Below are 17,789 nucleotides of genomic sequence, written 5' to 3'. Positions count from 1 at the left end.
AGAACTAATGCTAGACGCAATCATAATAATCTCATTCATAATCGCAGGCGGAGGCATCGGCTATTACGGAGTCGAACTCCTGCCGACCGAGCTGCTGGAGCAAGTTACAAATATACAAGGTTTAAGTTCTGTACTAGGCTCGTTTGGAGCATTAATCGGCTTCGTGATGGGCTTAGTGGCTCAAACAACCTATCGACGCTTGGAAAAACAAGTCCGCGATATGCCAGTGGAGATGCTGCTGACGCGGGCGATCGGCTTAATCATCGGACTGCTAGTAGCAAACTTAATGCTGGCTCCGCTATTCCTGCTGCCAATTCCCCGCGAGTTCGGCTTCATCAAACCTCTAGTCGCCGTCTTGGGAAGCGTCATGTTTGGCTTCACAGGCGTCAGTTTGACCGACACCCACGGCCGCGCTTTCTTGCGGCTGATCAACCCCAAAAGCTTTGACACGGTGTTGGTAGCCGAAGGTACTTTCAAACCAGCCTCTGCCAAAGTTGTCGATACTAGCTGCATTATTGACGGCCGGATTGAAAACCTGCTAGAAACAGGTTTCCTCGAAGGTCAAATTATTATCCCGCAATTCATACTCCAAGAACTGCAACTGATAGCTGATTCCGCCAACGATCAAAAGCGAGTGCGCGGGCGCCGCGGCTTAGATGTACTCAACCGCATCAAAGAAACATATCCAGAACGCATTCAAATTCACTCGGCTGACTACGAAGATATTGCCACAGTCGATGCTAAATTAGTCCGGTTCGCTTTGGATATCGACGGCATTTTGCTCACCAACGATTACAACTTATCGAAAGTAGCTACCGTCCAAAAACTACCGGTTTTGAATATCAACGATTTGACTCATGCGGTGCGGCCGACTTATTTGCCGGGAGATACGATCGAACTAAAAATCCGCAAAGAAGGCAAAGAACCCTCTCAAGGAATCGGTTACTTAGATGACGGCACAATGGTTGTCGTAGAAGCAGGAAGCAGCTATGTCGGCGGCGAAGCCCGAGTCGTAGTCACCAGCGCCCTGCAAACCAGCGCCGGCCGCATGATATTCGCCCGCCCTCAAGAGTCTGTTATTGTTTGAAACAGAGTAACAATGGCCAGGGCAATCAGAATCAAATATTGCGATCGCTGTTCCCAATCTGCCCCGACTCTCTACCGCGCACGGTATGACGAGTCTGGGCAGTGGTTTTTTTTGTGTCTTAAATGTTGGGAATCGGTAAGTAAAAACAATCCTTTTTACTTCTACGGCGGCACTTGGAAAGCTAGCAAGAAAAAATAGCAATTACCAGCTTGTTCTTCTTTTCTCTTCCTTCGGGTCTTCGCGGTTCGATCGCCCTTTTTCAGCTTTCCCCCACAGTTTTAACGTCGGCGCGGGGCCGGAAGCCTGGCGCTATTGCCATTTTGCGGTTGCGGTTTTTCTTGCAGCTTCATTGTCAAACTAACCCGCTTTAACTTCTCATTCACCTCCAAAACCCGCACTTTCACAACTTGTCCGACTTTAACAATCTGTTTGGGGTCATCTACGAAGCGATCGGCTAATTGAGAAACGTGAACCAAACCATCTTGGTGCACTCCCACATCAACAAAGGCTCCAAAGTTAGCTACATTCGTGATTATACCTTCTAGTTCCATCCCAACTTGCAAATCGGAGATTTCTTTGATTCCTGCTTGGAAAGTGGCATATTTAAACTCGGCGCGCGGGTCTCTTCCCGGTTTTTCTAGTTCGGAAATAATGTCTCGGAGTGTGGGTTCACCGACTTTTTCTGTGACATATTTCTTGATGTTTACAGTCTTGATTTTTTCCGATATTTGTGTTATTTGAGTCAGCGGCAAGTCTAAATCCTTGGCGATCGCCTCTACTACAGGATAACTTTCGGGATGAACTGCGGTATTGTCCAGGGGGTTTTCGCCGCCGCGAATGCGGAGAAACCCGGCTGCTTGTTCAAAAGCTTTTGGCCCGAGTTTGGGAACTTTCAGGAGTTGGCGGCGATTTTTAAATGCGCCGTTTTCGTTGCGGTAATTAACGATATTTTTGGCAACTGTTGCCGTCATTCCTGACACAAATGTCAGCAGTTCTTTGGAGGCTGTGTTTAAGTCAACTCCGACATAATTAACGCAGCTTTCGACTGTTTCGTCGAGTTTCTTTTTGAGCAGTTTTTGGTCAACATCGTGCTGGTATTGACCCACTCCTATTGATTTCGGGTCGATTTTCACGAGTTCGGCGAGGGGGTCTTGCAGGCGCCGTCCGATGCTGACTGCGCCGCGGACGGTGATGTCGAGGTCGGGAAATTCGGCGATCGCCACCTCGCTTGCTGAATAAATCGATGCACCGGATTCATTCACCATGACTTTAATCGGTTTCCTGTCCATTTCTGCCAAAACTTCCGAAACAAATTCGTCTGTTTCGCGGGAAGCTGTACCGTTGCCGATCGCGATTAATTCAATTTTATATTTTTCAATTAAATGCTTGACAATTTTACCAGCTTGCTGTCGCTGAGCGGCCGCTTGGTGGGGGAAAATTGCTTGATATTCTAAAAATTGCCCGGTTTCATCGAGGGCGGAAACTTTGCACCCCGTGCGAAATCCCGGATCGATCGCCAATGTGGGTTTCATTCCCGCCGGCGCTGACAGCAGCAACTCGCGGAGGTTGGTTTCAAAAGTGGCGATCGACTCGATATCAGCGATGGCTTTGTTGTGCGATCGCACTTCTGTAATTAACGAAGCCTTCATCAGTCGGTTGAAGGCATCCTTCAAAGTCGATCGATAAAACTCTTTAACTTCCGGTATCCTAGTTCTAATTTCCTGAGCTTCCAAATAAGCCATCACCGCAGATTCATCAAACGCCAGTTCCAAATCCAAGACTCCTTCCGTTTCCCCGCGAAACAGCGCTAACATATTGTGGGATTGAACGTTTCTCGCTGCAACTTGATAATTGCGGTACATTTCAAATTTAGTGCTTCCTTCCGGGAAATCATCTTTAATTTTCGAGACAAAGACTCCTGTTTTCATTAAAAAATCTCGCAAATAAGCCCGCAATTCGGCTTTTTCCGAAACCGCTTCCGCCAAAATATCCGCAGCACCTTTGAGAGCTTCTTCTGCTGTTTTAACTCCCTTTTCTTCCGAAATGTATTTAGCTGCTTCCGCCTCCAATTCTGCTGGTTTAGCCGTCGGTAAGTTCAGACTTTTGATAAAATTTGCCAGCGGTTCCAAACCTTTTTCCCTCGCAATTGTCGCTCGCGTCCGCCGCTTTGGTTTGTAAGGCAAATAAAGGTCTTCTAGTTCATTTTTTTGCAAACACGATCCGATTTTCGCTTGCAGTTCTTCTGTGAGTTTTCCCTGAGAGCTAATCGTCTCTAAAATCGACTTTTTGCGCTCTTCAATTTCCGTCAAATAGGTGAAGCGATCGGAGATATCCCGCAACTGAATTTCATTCAGCAAATCCGTGCGTTCTTTTCGGTAGCGGGCAATAAACGGAATAGTTGCTCCCTCGGCGAAAAGTTCCAGAGCATTATTGACTTGAGACAGATTAATGGAAAGTTCTTGAGCAATCAGTTGAGGAATGTCGATCATAGTGCAGAAGTTCGGATCAGTCGATTTTAGATTTTAGATTTTAGATTTTAGATTAACTTCACAGAAGAGACGAAGAAAAGGGAATCATCCCATTTTTATTAAAATCGCTTTCTAGGAGTGCGATCGTCCCGCACAGCAAAGCCGATATATCTCGCTTCTAGCTCTTCGGCTTGCACTCCTGTCAAAGCATCATTGGGATGTTCCCGTGATGTTAGCATAAATGCAGTCATTTCTCAATATTATATGTTGCCTTTTAAATATCCTGTGCCGCAAACCGATCCGCCGCGATCGCCCAGAGAAACGCTGCCGACGATGTACGATTTACCCAGCGAAGACCCGGAGGAACCTGGTTTGCCTGACGAATTTCACGATTTACAGCCGCAGTTGTTGAGCCTGACGTTTCGACCTCGGAATTACCCGGCTTCTGAGGTATTTAGCGGCACCGACATGAACCTTTATTATGACGTGCATCACACTCTGTGGCACAAGCGGCCGGATTGGTTTGGAGTTGTGGGAGTTCCCCGACTTTACGATCGATCCGAACTGCGGATGAGTTACGTTACTTGGCAGGAAGGCGTGAATCCTTTTGTAATTGTAGAACTGCTTTCGCCGGGAACAGAAAAAGAAGATTTAGGCGACAATACCGATGAGGAAAAGTTGCCACCTCAGTCGGGAAACACTGCGGGTAACGGGCAAGTTTTGGAGGTCGAGACGAAGGAGGAACCGCCGAGAAAATGGGAGGTTTACGAGCAAATTTTGCGGGTTCCTGTTTATGCCGTTTTCAGCCGCTATACTAACAAATTGCGAGTGTTTGAATTGAAGGGCGGACACTATCAAGAATTAGAATTGCCCGAGTCGCGAGTGTGGATTCCTGACCTAAGTTTGGGCTTGGGTTTGTGGCAAGGAGAGTTTCAGGGAATCGATCGACTGTGGTTGCGCTGGTATGATGTTGATGGCAATTGGATTCTGACTGAAGCGGAACAGCAACGGCAGCGGGCCGAGTCAGCGGAATCTAGGGCTCAACAAGCGGAAGCTCAATTGCAGTCTTTAATTCGGCGACTGCGGGAATCTGGCATAGATCCCGATCGATTTTTAAACGGTTAGAGAGGACTGAAGTCCTGACTAAAAAATGGTTCGCAGTCAGGACTTTAGTTTTTTTTACTTCACCATAAGACTGAAAGCCTCACTACGTACAGGCTTTAACATTTGATCAAAACTTGATTGGTTGCGGCTTGTTTGTTTGTTGCTGGTACTCTTTGCGGTTAAGTCATCCGCGTAGGGAGATTGATGCAAATAAGCTTTACCGAAAGAACCGAAAAGTTGCAGTTTGTCAGCAATGACCGATTGCATGGCCTCGATAGCTTTTTCCATTATTTCCAACAAATCCGGATGGGGCTCAGAAATGTTACTTTTTAACACGTCCATATAAGCTTCGCGAACTTCCGTATTCACATTAAATTTAGATACTCCGAATTCAATACATTGATGAATCATTGAGTCCGGCAAACCGCTAGAACCGTGCATCACTAACGGCACTGAAACAGCAGCCCGGATTTTTGCCAGACGCGGAAAATCGAGTTTTGGTTGGCTTAAATATTTGCCGTGAACGTTACCAATCGTTACGGCTAAAAAATCTACCTTAGTTTCTTTAATAAACTCTACTGCTGCTACTGGATCGGTCATCCTTGCGGCTTTCTCATCGATTGTCAAACCTTCTTCCCTGCCACTAATTCTGCCGATTTCGGCTTCAACTGCCGCACCGTTAGCGTGGGATAATTTAGTCATTTCCCGGGTAAATATTAAGTTTTGTTCGTAGGGCAAAGGAGAACCGTCTGCCATAACTGATTTAATGCCGGCGGCTAGACCGATGTGAATGTCTTTTTCTGAGGTGCCGTGATCTAAGTGTACTGCGATCGGCACTAAAGATGTGCGGGCTGCTTTGATGCACAGCGCGACTAAAGGCGATTTTCCGTATAGGAGGGCGCTGGGATGAAGTTGCAGTATCGCAGGACTGTCCAGCGCTTCGGCCGCATTGATGACGGCTTTTACTCCTTCTAGGTTGTAGACGTTAAAAGCGCCGATCGCATAAGCCTTCCTCCGGGCAGTGTTCAGCAATTCGCGAGTGGAGACGAGCATAATAGTACCTGCTTTAAAAACTTTTCTGAATGTTGATCATTCTATCAAAGTTCAAGGGCAAGCTCAGCGTAATTGGTGTTTATTTTAATTGCGAATTCTTCGACTAGAATTTATTCTGAATGTCGATCATTATCTCAAAGTTCAACGAGAAACTCAGCTTAATTTGTGTTTATTTTAATTGCGAATTCTTCGGCTACGATTTATGTGAAGTGCATTTATTCTTGGGTTGGGTAAGGTGCGCCTAGCGCACCCTACTATTTGTTTGGTGCGCCTAGCGCACCAAACTCCTTAAGTGATTTACTATTTTTGGGCGTTACCAGCGTGCAAACCGCACTCTTTTACGGTCGCTTCTTCCCACCACCAGCGACCTTCGCGTTCGTGTTGGTTCGGCAATACCGGCTTCGTACAAGGTTCGCAACCAATGCTTACAAAACCGCGTTCGTGCAACTTGTTATAAGGCACCTCCAAAGCGCGAATGTATTCCCAAACCTCTGCCGAAGACCAGTTTGCTAAGGGGTTAAATTTAATTAATTCATGGTCGGGAGTTGAGAATGCACTGTCAAATTCAATGACCGGAATACCGTTGCGGGTACTGGGACTTTGGTCTTTCCGCTGACCGGTAATCCAAGCATCGAGAGTATTCAGTTTGCGGCGCAGCGGCTTGACTTTCCGCACGCCACAGCATTCTTTGTGACCGTCTTGATAAAAACTAAACAATCCCTTTTCTTCTACTAGGGCTTGTACTTCTGCTGCATCGGGAAACATTACTTCTAATTTAATGCCGTAATGTTTTCTGACTTCATCCAAAAACTGATAGGTTTCTGAGTGCAATCGTCCGGTGTCTAGGGTGAAAACGCGGAAGTTTTTAGTAATTTTTGACGCCATATCGATCAGAACTACATCTTCAGCCCCGCTGAAAGAAATGGAGATATTGTCAAAATTTTCTAGGGCAAATTTGAGAATGTCTCGCGGTGTTTTTTGACTGTATTCTGCTTCGAGCGCGGCAATGTTGAGATTTCTTTGGATGGCAACCATATTTTCGGGTTTTCGGTGTTCTTTTCCTCTAGCCCTTTATTATAGCCGATCGCCGTCTCTCCCTCACCGACTAATTTGACACTCAAGCAATGTCGTCCGAGGCCCCCGGATTCATCCGTGAAGCGAGAAAAAAGCTCGGACTGCTTATCACCCGTCCCCGGATTTATCAGTGAGAGCGCTTTCTTCTATTCTAAAATCTAAAATCTAAAATCGATTGACCGCTTCTTGCAGCAGTCTTTGCTGCTGGGTTCCCAATCAAGTTCAAGGATGGCGATCGCCTGCTGGTATTAGTTTTGATGAACCCAACACTCCTCTACTGGGTAAAATGGGACTGCCGGGCGATCCATTGAATTTGCCCCCCAATTATAAATCCTAGACCATAAAATTATTTAAATGTCCTTGTTACTATCCTCAATTTTGACTTGTCTCATTAATAAAATAATAGCGCTTACTAAGCGAACTTCTGCTGTTTTTTTTTTCTAAATGAATCACCTTAACACCCGTAATAAGACTGCTATAACTACTTTTAAAATGCTATCACTAGCGCTAATTTAAAAAATAGCGACTTCTTTAGGCACTGCTTTAAACTAGGTGAGTGGGAATAAAGCTAAAACAATATCATAGAAAATCCGGCTTTGGTCTTCCCCTCGCTCCTTCTACTAAGACCTGTTGGTTTCCAAACCGCGAATTACCAATGATTAATTACTAATTGCCGATTAATTTATTCAGGGTGATTCCGTTAGCCAAGTAAATTTTTATCGCTTTTTATCTCTGACAGCTAACCTTCAGCCATAGGATCGGCTATATTGTATCTGGAAGTACATTAATTTGTTAGCAAAGCGGTCTAGTCTCACCGTCACCAGTCGCGGCCGCTTCTGAATAAACGTAGTCCCTCGTCAATAAGAGCAAGGAAGTGTGGAATTATGTCAAAAATTTTAGTAGTGGACGACGTTAAGAGCGAACTAGAAATCATCTGTCGCATTCTTCAAGATGCCGGACTGGACGTGATCCGGGCAGGCGACGGCGAAGAAGCGATCGCCATGATCCGCAAAACCCCTCCGGCTTTGGTCGTTTTAGATGTAGTGATGCCACGAATGAACGGGTTTGAAGTGATCAGAGAATTGCGGGGCGATCGCGCAACTGCCAAATTGCCCGTAGTATTTTGTACTCATAAAAACACCGAGATCGATAAAGCTTGGGGAACGGATTTAGGCGCGGACGCTTACGTTAGCAAACCCTTTGAACCTCAGCAACTCGTGCACATAGTGCAGCGTCTACTTTCCGCGTAATCCGAAAATAAAGTGATCGGTAGCTTTCCAAAAAATATTATACCGATAAACCCCGTTTTTTTTAATAAACTGGGTTTTTGACTTCCATAAAAGTTTATGTTTAATGATAGCAACCTGCTTATTTGCCAACGGGCGATTTATTTAACAGAAAGATTTGACGCACCCAAACTGATGCAGAAAAACTAGATCGGCGATCGGCTTTAGGGTCAAAGCAAAATTATAATTTGTAAGCTACACTATAAACTAAAAATAAGCCATGAAAATAACGGCTCCCCCGGCTGGGGAGAATCAGACAAGTATAACAAAGCAATTTCTCCTGTTCGGTCAAGGAGACAGTCTGTTCGCCATAGACTTAGAGGCAGTGCGGGAAGTCCTTTCCCTCAAGGAACAACCGATTTCCCTGGTTCCTAACACCCTGCCATTTTTGCTGGGATTAACCAACTTGCGGGGCGAAATCTTAGCAGCAGCAGACTTCGGACTGTTCGTCGGTATTGAGTCGGTTGACATCTACCACCCAAACAGTCGCATCTTAGTTGTAGAAGCGCCCGATCCACGAGACGTGAGATTGTTGTCGAGAATCAGCCTGGGATTAGCCGTCTCCCGCGTCGAAGGAGTTTTACCTCTCAATCCCGATCGCATTGTCTCAGCCCTAGATGTCAGTCCCGACCTAGCTCCTTTTTTAAAAGGTCTGTACAATTCCCAAGGACGCTTGCTAATGATTGTCGATGTAGAAGCGATCGCCCATTCCGAACGCTGGTAAAAATCCAGCATACACATAAGTCTGCAACGGCTTTGCATCTATAAATTTAACTAACGATCGCCCGCATCCGATTTGCCAATCCTTAATTTTATGATCAAACTTCTCTTTACCTGGATCGCAACAACTTTCACCCTGACATTGCCTGACTTGTCCCCATCGCTGGTAGCTGGGGCTGCTAATGTCATCATTTCTGGATGTTACTTTGCCATTGCTTGGCTAATCAGCTTAGCTATGTGGCGAAACCGTCAATTCGGGTTCGACATCTTCGCCACAGTCACAGCAGGCATATTTTGGACTTGCGCTTTCGGCCACAGCGGTCACGCCGCCGAATACATAGGACTGCCGCACTCTCCGGTGGTGCAAACTGTGTTCGATTGGATCACTGTAATTGCGGCGATCGCTTTTTTAAGTTTTTCCAACCGCTACGGCTTCTTAGTAGGTGCCACCCGCATCCTTAACGCTAAAAAAGAAACCGAACAAGCGCTGAGCGAAACTACCCAGCGATTTCACGCAATCTTCGACCAAGCTTTTCAAGCGATCGCATTATTGGAGGCAGACGGTACTCTGATCGAAGCCAATCAGACAGCCCTAAAATTGGGCAATTTCCCAGTATCAGAAGTGCAGGGGCTGAAATTTTGGCTGACACCAGGGTGGGCATCATCCCCAACAAACCAGCAGCGCCTAAAAACGAACATTCAACAAGTTTCGGTCGGTAATTTTGTCCGGGAAGAATACGAAATCACCGGAGCTAACAACCAGGTAACAGTAATTGACTTGTCGTTGAAGCCGCTGTTAAATGCAACAGGAGAAGTATTTCAAATCCTCGCAGAAGGTCGGGAGATTACCAAGCGTAAACAGGCCGAATTCGCCTTGCAGCAGCTAAGTGCAGAACTAGAGCAGCGAGTGAATAAAAGAACCGAGCAGCTCCTGCAAACTAACGCACAATTGGAACAGCAAATTCGCGAGCGCACCGCAGTCCAAGAGCAATTAAAAGCCTCAGAACAATTCTTAAACAACATCCTCAACAGCATCCCCGACCCGATTTACGTCAAAGACCAACAGCGCCGCTGGCTAACATTAAATGATGCCTTTTGTCAATACATGGGTTACAGCAGAGAAGAACTAATTGGCAAATGCTACGACAATTTTTTGCCCAAAGAGGAAGCAGAGAAATATCGAGAAAAAGATGAATTAGTTTTATTGACAAATACCAGCATCGAAGTCCAAAAAAAACTCACAGACACAGCAGGAAACACCCGCCTTTTCTCCGCCAAAAAATCTACCTTTGTAGATGCCTGTGGCAGCAAAATCCTTGTCTGCGCCATGACAGAAATCACCAAGCGCGTGCAGATGGAAGAACAACTGCGGCAGACACTGGCAGAAGCAGAAAGTTCCCAAAACTTGCTGCGGACTGTCATTGACGCTACCCCAGACTGCATCTTCGTCAAAGATCGAAACTCGTGCTACACCCTAGTCAATGCAGGTTTTGCAGCCACCTTCGGCAAAACTCAAGCAGAAATTATCGGCAAAGACGACGCAGAAATCGGCATATCGGTCGATCAAATCTTTGGCAGCTTCCACGCCCAAACCGATTCCCAGAACCAAATCCAAAACTTCCAGGCAGACGACCATCTGGCCCCGAACTCCAACGACTTAGACACCTTAGCCGACGGCAAAGTACACACCTTTGACACGCTGAAATTGCCCCTCAAAGATGCAGAAGGCAATATTTTAGGAATGGTCGGCTTCGCGCGCGACATCACACAGCGTCGCAAATCTGAACAAGAACTATTGCGGTTCAAAGCAATTTTAGAAACCACAACAGACTGGGTAGGCATAGCCGACACCCAACAGCGCACCATTTATCTCAACCGTGCCGCCAGAGAAATGCTGAGAGTTAGCGAGGACGCAGATTTAGCCGGAGTCAGCATTTCCGACCTGACATCGCCCAAAAGTATCGACACTATTATGAACGTCGGCATCCCCGCAGCTTGCCGGGACGGGGCGTGGAGCGGTGAAACAATTTGGCAAACTTTAGACGGCAAAGAAATACCAGTTTCTCAAGTAATTATTGCTCACAAATCCGAGAAGGGAGAAATTGACTTTCTGTCAACAATCGCCCGCAACATTACAGAACGTAAGCGCGTAGAACAAGCTTTGCAGCAGAACTTGCAAATGCTCGACCTCGCCAGCGACGCCTTGATCGTTCGCGATATGGACGGCACGATTAATTATTGGAGTCAGGGAGCCGAACGGATGTACGGCTGGACAAAAAAAGAAGCATTAGGGAAACTCACCCATACTCTATTGCACACCATTTTTCCCCAGCCTTTAGCAGCTATCTCGGCACAGTTAGAAGAGCAGGATTATTGGGAAGGTGAATTAATTCACACCACCAATTATGATACCAAAATCACTGTATTCAGCCGCTGGAATTTGCAGCGAGACGAACAGGGAAAACCCAAAGCAATTTTAGAAACTAACAACGATATCACGGAGCGAAAGCAAGCGGAAATCGAAAAAAAAAGATTGATTTCGATCGTAGAAAGCAGCTCAGATTTTATCGGCACAGCCACCCTGGAGGGAGAGGCAACATACCTGAATCCCGCTGGAATGAACCTAGTAGGATTGCCAAATATTGAAGAAGTCAAAAATAAAAGTGTTTATGAGTTCTTCTGTGCAGAAGATGTTAAGTTTTTCCAACAAGAAATCCTGCCGCCTACTGTGCGAGACGGTTTTTGGCAGGGTGAATTCCGCTTGAGGAACTTTCAAACCGGCGAAAACATTCCGGTTGACTTCACCATATTTACCGTCAAAAACCCAGAAACCGGCGAGCCTATCGGGTTGGCAACAGTTACTCGCGACATCAGCGATCGCAAACGTGCAGAAGAGATGATTCGCGATCGCGAAAGACTATTCCGAGCCATTTTTGACCAATCGTTCCAATTCATAGGTCTGCTCAAACCGGACGGCACCGTTTTGGAAGCCAACCAAACAGCCCTCGCCGCCGCAGGCCTGCGGAGCGAAGAAATAATAGGCACTCCGTTTGCCGAAACCCTGTGGTGGCAGATTTCCCCACAAACCCAGCAACAGATACAAGAAGCGATCGCCCTCGCCGCAGCCGGCGAGGTAGTCCGTTACGAAGTGGATGTGCTAGTTGCCAACGGTGCAGTGGCTACCGTTGACTTCTCCATCAAACCCATCACAGACGACAGTGGCAAAGTCTTGATGCTAATTCCAGAAGGCCGTGACATCAGCGATCGCAAAGCCCTAGAACGAGAATTAGTTTTGCGTCAAAGTCGCTTTGACGCATTTTTCGCAGCCGCCCCGGCCTCAATGTGTATTTTTGACGAGCAGTTGCGCTTCGTGCAAGTCAACGAGCAATTAGCGGCAACCACCGGCGTCTCAGTTGCCGAACACCTCGGCAAGACGGTGAGGGAAGTTGTACCAGAAAGGCTCGATACCCTACAGCCGATGTTGGAGCAGATTCTCGCCACCAACCAACCGTTTTTAAACATTGAGGTGTCGGGCACAACCGTCAACCAACCAGGTGTCATGCGAGATTGGCTGGCTTCATACTTTCCTTTGCCCGGATCTGACGGCAAACCCATCGGTGTCGGCGGTGTGGCGATCGAAATTACCGATCGCAAAAAAGCAGAAGTAGAGCGCGATCGATTTTTTACCCTTTCCCTAGACTTGGTTTGTATTATAGGTTTTGAAGGCAAATTCATTCGCATCAATCCCGCTTGGGAAAAGACACTCGGCTACAAGGCGCATGAACTCGAAGACAACTATTATATCGATTTAGTCCATCCAGACGATCGCGAATCAACCATAGAACAAGCGGAAAAAGTAGCCAGCGGCTCCGAAATAAAGTCTTATGAAAATCGGTATCGCTGCAAAGACGGTTCCTACAGATGGCTGTCGTGGAAAGTGCGACCTGTAACCGAACAACAGCTCATGTATGCAGTTGCTCGCGACGTTACCGAAACCAAACAGGCGATGGTGCAACTGGAAAAAACAACAGCCCAATTAGCCAGTTCCGAAGACCAATTTCGCCAGCAAAGCAATCTCTTGCAACTGCTAATAAACAGCATTGGCGACGGCATAATTGCTGCCGACGAAAAAGGCAATTTTGTTTTGTTTAACCCCGCCGCCGAAGATATGTTTGGCATGGGTGCGACCGATGCTATTCTCAATGAATGGTCAACAAGATACGGTTTATTCTTGCCCGATACCGTAACTCCCTTTCCCCCAGCCGAAATACCTTTAGCGCGCACGGTTCGAGGAGAAGCCGTTGACGAGGTAGACCTTTTTACCCGCCACGCAGGCAAGCCAGAGGGCCTGTGGGTAAAAATTAACGGTCGACCACTCAAAGACGAAACCGGGGCGCTCAAAGGCGGCGTAGTCGTTTGCCGCAACGTCACCGAACAAAGAGCATCCCAGCAGCAAATGCAGCAGTTGGCAGAGGCACAGGAACGCTTGCTGCAAGAACTCAAAACTCGGCAGAATGCTCTCGACGAATCGGCGATCGTCAGCGAAACTGATCTCCAAGGCATGATTACCTACGTCAACGACGGATTCATTGAAATCTCCGGTTATAGCATGGGAGAACTGCTGCACCGCAACCACCGCCTCGTCAATTCCGGCTACCATCCCAAATCATTTTTTGAAGAAATGTGGATGACACTTTCTCGCGGTTTGGTGTGGAAAGGGGAAATCAAAAACCGACGCAAAGATGGGTCGTTTTACTGGGTAAATTCGACGATCTCTCCAATTTTTGATACCAGCGGCACAATAGTCAAATATATCGCCATTCGCTTTGACATCACCGAGCGCAAAGAGGCAGAAGAACGACTAGGAAAATTGGCAGCAGAACGTAAAGCTGAAGCTGATTCTCTGACGCAGCAAGTCCTTAAATTGTTGGGAGAAATTAAAGGCGCGGCTCAAGGCGACTTGACAGTCAGGGCGGAAGTGACTAACGACGTTTTAGGTGCTGTCGCCGACTCTTTCAACTTCTTAATCGGTTCTCTGCGGAAAGTGGTAACGGGAATTCAAACTTTAGCCGAACAGGTAACGTGTGCCACCGACGAGTCAATTAACAATACCAGTCAACTCACCCAACAGGCAGAAATTCAAGCAGCAAAAATATCTGCCATCATGCGCGAAATTGAGCGGATTGTGAATTCGATCCGCGACGTGCGAGATGTTTCGGTGCGGGCGGAAACAGTGGCTCAGCAGTCTTCTCAAACGGCTGAAGTCGGCGGTATGGCGGTCGATCGCGCTGTCGAAGGCATTAACGGGCTCCGGTTGACGATCGCCTCTACCTCTAAAATGATGAAGCGTTTGGGCGAATCTTCGCAGCAAATTGGCAAAATTGTAACTTCGATTTCTCAACTTGCTTCGCAAACTAATTTATTAGCTCTGAATGCTACTATTGAGGCGGCGCGAGCCGGCGAACAAGGTTTAGGCTTTGCTGTTGTTGCCGAAGAAGTGCGGAAATTAGCAGAAAGATCCGCCGGCGCTACGGAGGAAATCTCCGAAATTGTCGGTACAATTCAAGAAGAAATCAGCCGCGTGATGAAGGCAATGGAATCCGGGACGCTGGAGGTAGTGGAAGGCACTAAGCTGGCAAGCGAAGCTAAAACTCACCTCAATGCCATCATCGAAGTTAGTCGAGAAATGAATGCTTTGGTGCAGAATATTACTAGCGCATCTGCCAAGCAAACTGTTTCGGCTGAGGGAATTGCTAACAGTATGCAGCAAGTCAACGAGATTGCTAATACGACCGCACAAAAAGGTGCGGATGTCAAAGCATCTTTGGATGAGCTGTCTGGTTCTCTGGGCCAATTGCAAAAGTCGGTGGCGAATTTCCGCAGTTAGTCAGTTGACTGTTGACTGTTGACTGTGGACTGTGGACGGTTATACGAATCACTAATAACTATCGTTGTTGTCGGGGCGGGTTGACAAATATCCTGAATGCGAATTTATAGATTATCGTGAACCCACACTGGCAACAATTACAGTTAAATAACGGGACATCATATAAGAAAAAAGTGCCAACAGACAACAGTTAACAGTTAACTGTCAACAGACCACAGACAACAGACTAATATGAATGATGACGATTTAAACGAATTAATAGATGCTTTTACCGCAGAATGCGAAGAGTTTCTCCAGTCAATGGAGACGAATCTGCTGGCGATGGAAGCTGCTGGTTTGAAAGAGCGACAAGCGGCAGTTAAAGAAATGTTTCGGGCGGCTCACTCGATTAAAGGTGCGGGTTCGATGTTGGGCTTTCAAAACGTATCGGCGGCGGCTCACACGCTGGAGGACTGTTTTGTCATTTTGCGCGATCGCACAGACTTGTCGGCTCTGGAACCGACTACTGTGAGTGTTTTGCTGCAGGGGGTGGATGCTCTCAAAAAGATTACGATCGAATCGGTTCAACACTCCGATGTCACGACTCCGGATCAAACCGAAAACTTGGAGGCGATCGCCCAAATTTTCGCCCAGTTCCAGGCCAAGTACGGCAACTCAGAACAGCCACCAGTCCCCGCAGCCAGCCAATCGTCCGCCCCGGAAACCCTGAAACTGATTTTTGAACAGCAAGTGCCGCCACTCTTCAATCGCCTAGAAACCGAGCTTTCCCAAGCTTCCGAGGCAGATTTGGCAAAAAGCGTCACCGCCCTCAATCAGGTTTACTACCAACTCTCCGGTTTGGCTGGAATGCTGCAATTGCCGGATTTTGGGAAAGTCGCCGCAGCCCTCAGAGATTTGATCGACTCTCCCGACTTGACTCTACAGCGGTTGCAATCTGACGGTTGGGCGATCGCCCAAAACTTGCAAACCGCACGCCAACAAATATTAGAAGGAAGGGCGATCGACATCCCCGAAATCTCCCCCACTCTCCCACTCTCCCCCTCTCCCACTCCCCCCGAAATCTCCCCCACTCCCACTCTCCCACTCTCCCCCTCTCCCACTTCCCCCGAAATCTCCCCCTCCTCGACTCTCCCAGTCCCCAACCCGCAAAGACCGACAATCCGGGTAGACTTAGAACGCTTAACTGAATTGGTGAATCTAGTCGGGGAATTAGTCATCAACCGTACAAATTTAGAACTTCAAGAATCCGAACTGCGCGGCGAAGTCAAGCGCATCCGCCGCAATATCGTAGATTTGAACCAATTCGGCGGTCAGTTGCGAGAAGAATACGACAGACTGAGCTTTGCAGAGTGGAGAGGGGGAAACGGGAACTCTGGATTGGGAAAACTTGCAGCACCAGAAACAGAATTCCCAATGATGGCTAACGGCAAATCCTCTCCGGCCCATGCTCACTTCGATATCTTAGAGATGGATCGTTATACAGAGTTCCACTCGACAGCCGCAGAAGTCATCGAAACTGCCCAAGCAATTTCTCACTCCGCCACTAAATTAGACACCTTAGCCATGAAATTCGAGCGCAGTACCGACCAACTGCGCCGGATTACCGAACAACTACGCAGCCGCGTCATGCAGTTGCGAGTCGTGAGTTTCAGTCGCGCCGTCGATCACTTGCCCAGAGCGCTCCGGGAGATGTGCCTCACATACGATAAAGAGGTCAATCTGCTGCTAGTGGGAAGAGATACCAAAATTGACGAAAGTTTACTGGAGGCTTTGCGCGACCCCTTAATACACTTAGTGAGAAACGCTTTCGACCACGGCATAGAAATGCCCGAAGTTCGGAAAGCAAGCGGCAAGCCGGCCAGCGGTCAAATAGAAATAGAAGCCCGCCACCAAGGTGGCCAAACTATTATTACTGTCGCCGATGACGGCAGAGGCATTGACCCGGAAATGATTCGCCGTAAAGTTGTCACAAAGGGTTTGGCGACGGAGGAACAAGCTCAAGAATTTTCCATTGCCGAACTCTACGATTTTCTGTTTTGGCCGGGTTTCAGCACTACAGAAGGGGTCAGCGACCTTTCGGGGCGGGGAGTCGGGCTCGACGTGGTGCGAACAAATTTGCGGACTGTGCGGGGAAGTGTGAAGGTAGACTCTCGCCTGGGAAAAGGTACGAGTTTTATCATTAAACTGCCACTGCTGCTGTCGATTACTGATGCTTTGATGGTGAAGACCGATCACAATAAAATAGCGGTGCCGCTGGATGCAGTCGAGGAAATTCTGCACATTAAAGCCTCGGAAGTTCACCTTGCTGGCAATCAGCCGATGCTGTGGTGGCGGGAGGAATTTATTCGTTTGGTGAGGATGCAAGATTTGCTAGAATACAGCGTCGTCGGGCCGGATGCCCCCTCTCCTGACCCTTTGACCCAAGACGAAATTCCTGTCCTGGTTTTGGCTTCTACTGAAGGAATGCTGGCGGTGGCCGTGGAACGGCTGATCGGTCAGCAGGAAATTGTGGTTAAACCTTTGCCACCGCCTCTATCCAAGCCTCGTGGCGTTTTGGGGACTACGATTTTGGGGGACGGGCGCGTGGTGAATATTCTGGATGTGGATGATTTGGTCCGCCAACCTGTGGTAAATAGTTCGATCGCCGCTGTCTCCGGTAAAGTGCAGGAGATACCGCCGAGTTCGAGTCAGTCACCGCAGATTTTGGTAGTGGATGATTCCTATACAATTCGCCAGTTGCTGTCTCTGACGCTGACTCGTGCTCGCTACCGGGTGGTACAGGCTAAAGACGGTGTGGATGCCCTGGAAAAGTTGCAAAATGGTCTTGATTGCAGTTTGGCGATCGTGGATATTGAAATGCCCCGGATGGATGGATTTGAATTGTTGCGATCGATCAGATCGACCGAGCGGTTTGCTAAGATTCCCGTAGCCATGCTGACATCCCGTAGCGGGGCAAAACATCGGCAAATGGCAATGGAATTAGGCGCAAATCAATACTTCACCAAACCTTACAGCGAAGTCCAACTTTTACAAGCTATCCCCAAATTAATCCACCACTCGATAATTTAATCCACAATCTAAAGTTTGCCATAAAATACTTCCTAATCTCA

10 protein-coding genes are annotated in these 17,789 nt (G+C 47.6%); 7 read left to right on the top strand and 3 right to left on the bottom strand.

Features of this window, described 5'->3' with window-relative positions; translation table 11 throughout:
* Window positions 1-7 precede the first annotated feature (7 nt).
* Window positions 8-1,087: a PIN/TRAM domain-containing protein gene (locus QUA04_RS08325; protein ID WP_333177929.1), complete on the top strand. Its 1,080-nt coding sequence runs from the start codon at window positions 8-10 to the stop codon at window positions 1,085-1,087.
* A 278-nt stretch (window positions 1,088-1,365) separates the two neighbouring features.
* Here the strand turns inward: QUA04_RS08325 and QUA04_RS08320 are convergent, their stop codons facing one another.
* Window positions 1,366-3,576, bottom strand: a complete 2,211-nt coding sequence (locus QUA04_RS08320) for a Tex family protein (RefSeq protein ID WP_333255598.1) — start codon at window positions 3,574-3,576, stop codon at window positions 1,366-1,368.
* Window positions 3,577-3,819: 243 nt separating this feature from the next.
* On the opposite strand from QUA04_RS08320, the gene QUA04_RS08315 reads away from it, so the two are divergent.
* The gene (locus QUA04_RS08315; protein WP_333255596.1) at window positions 3,820-4,680 is read left to right on the top strand and encodes a Uma2 family endonuclease; all 861 of its coding nucleotides are present in this window, start codon (window positions 3,820-3,822) and stop codon (window positions 4,678-4,680) included.
* Between the two features lie 54 nt (window positions 4,681-4,734).
* On the opposite strand, the gene QUA04_RS08310 is transcribed toward QUA04_RS08315, so the two are convergent.
* Together QUA04_RS08310 and QUA04_RS08305 are read right to left on the bottom strand one after the other, a co-directional pair.
* Window positions 4,735-5,712 (bottom strand): class II fructose-bisphosphate aldolase, encoded by a 978-nt coding sequence (locus QUA04_RS08310; protein WP_333255594.1) that lies wholly within the window; start codon window positions 5,710-5,712, stop codon window positions 4,735-4,737.
* A gap of 300 nt (window positions 5,713-6,012) precedes the next feature.
* Window positions 6,013-6,747, bottom strand: coding sequence for a phosphoadenylyl-sulfate reductase (locus QUA04_RS08305; protein WP_333048272.1), 735 nt, complete (start codon window positions 6,745-6,747; stop codon window positions 6,013-6,015).
* 214 nt (window positions 6,748-6,961) lie between these two features.
* Here QUA04_RS08305 and QUA04_RS08300 point away from each other — a divergent pair, with 214 nt between their 5' ends.
* The 5 genes from QUA04_RS08300 to QUA04_RS08280 all read left to right on the top strand — a co-directional run bounded on the left by QUA04_RS08300 (window position 6,962) and on the right by QUA04_RS08280 (window position 17,748).
* Window positions 6,962-7,123 carry a hypothetical protein gene (locus tag QUA04_RS08300; RefSeq protein ID WP_333255592.1) on the top strand — a complete coding sequence of 54 codons (162 nt, stop codon included), beginning with the start codon at window positions 6,962-6,964 and terminating at the stop codon, window positions 7,121-7,123.
* Between the two features lie 547 nt (window positions 7,124-7,670).
* Window positions 7,671-8,036, top strand: a complete 366-nt coding sequence (locus QUA04_RS08295; RefSeq protein WP_333048274.1) for a response regulator — start codon at window positions 7,671-7,673, stop codon at window positions 8,034-8,036.
* A 256-nt stretch (window positions 8,037-8,292) separates the two neighbouring features.
* Window positions 8,293-8,796, top strand: a complete 504-nt coding sequence (locus QUA04_RS08290; RefSeq protein WP_333048276.1) for a chemotaxis protein CheW — start codon at window positions 8,293-8,295, stop codon at window positions 8,794-8,796.
* A gap of 90 nt (window positions 8,797-8,886) precedes the next feature.
* Window positions 8,887-14,679, top strand: coding sequence for a PAS domain S-box protein (locus QUA04_RS08285; RefSeq protein ID WP_333255590.1), 5,793 nt, complete (start codon window positions 8,887-8,889; stop codon window positions 14,677-14,679).
* A 231-nt stretch (window positions 14,680-14,910) separates the two neighbouring features.
* Window positions 14,911-17,748 (top strand): hybrid sensor histidine kinase/response regulator, encoded by a 2,838-nt coding sequence (locus tag QUA04_RS08280; protein WP_333255588.1) that lies wholly within the window; start codon window positions 14,911-14,913, stop codon window positions 17,746-17,748.
* Window positions 17,749-17,789 lie beyond the last annotated feature (41 nt).

This window comes from Microcoleus sp. S13_C5, from assembly GCF_036700845.1.
GTDB lineage: Bacteria > Cyanobacteriota > Cyanobacteriia > Cyanobacteriales > Microcoleaceae > Microcoleus.
The sequence above is the reverse complement of the archived record's forward strand: the minus strand, read 5'-3'. Positions and strand labels throughout refer to the sequence as shown.

Coding starts and splice junctions, on each gene's coding strand:
- QUA04_RS08290 (WP_333048276.1), top strand. CDS start 8,293: ATGAAAATAACGGCTCCCCCGGCTGGGGAGAATCAGACAAGTATAACA.
- QUA04_RS08280 (WP_333255588.1), top strand. CDS start 14,911: ATGAATGATGACGATTTAAACGAATTAATAGATGCTTTTACCGCAGAA.
- QUA04_RS08325 (WP_333177929.1), top strand. CDS start 8: ATGCTAGACGCAATCATAATAATCTCATTCATAATCGCAGGCGGAGGC.
- QUA04_RS08295 (WP_333048274.1), top strand. CDS start 7,671: ATGTCAAAAATTTTAGTAGTGGACGACGTTAAGAGCGAACTAGAAATC.
- QUA04_RS08305 (WP_333048272.1), bottom strand. CDS start 6,747: ATGGTTGCCATCCAAAGAAATCTCAACATTGCCGCGCTCGAAGCAGAA.
- QUA04_RS08310 (WP_333255594.1), bottom strand. CDS start 5,712: ATGCTCGTCTCCACTCGCGAATTGCTGAACACTGCCCGGAGGAAGGCT.
- QUA04_RS08285 (WP_333255590.1), top strand. CDS start 8,887: ATGATCAAACTTCTCTTTACCTGGATCGCAACAACTTTCACCCTGACA.
- QUA04_RS08315 (WP_333255596.1), top strand. CDS start 3,820: ATGTTGCCTTTTAAATATCCTGTGCCGCAAACCGATCCGCCGCGATCG.
- QUA04_RS08320 (WP_333255598.1), bottom strand. CDS start 3,576: ATGATCGACATTCCTCAACTGATTGCTCAAGAACTTTCCATTAATCTG.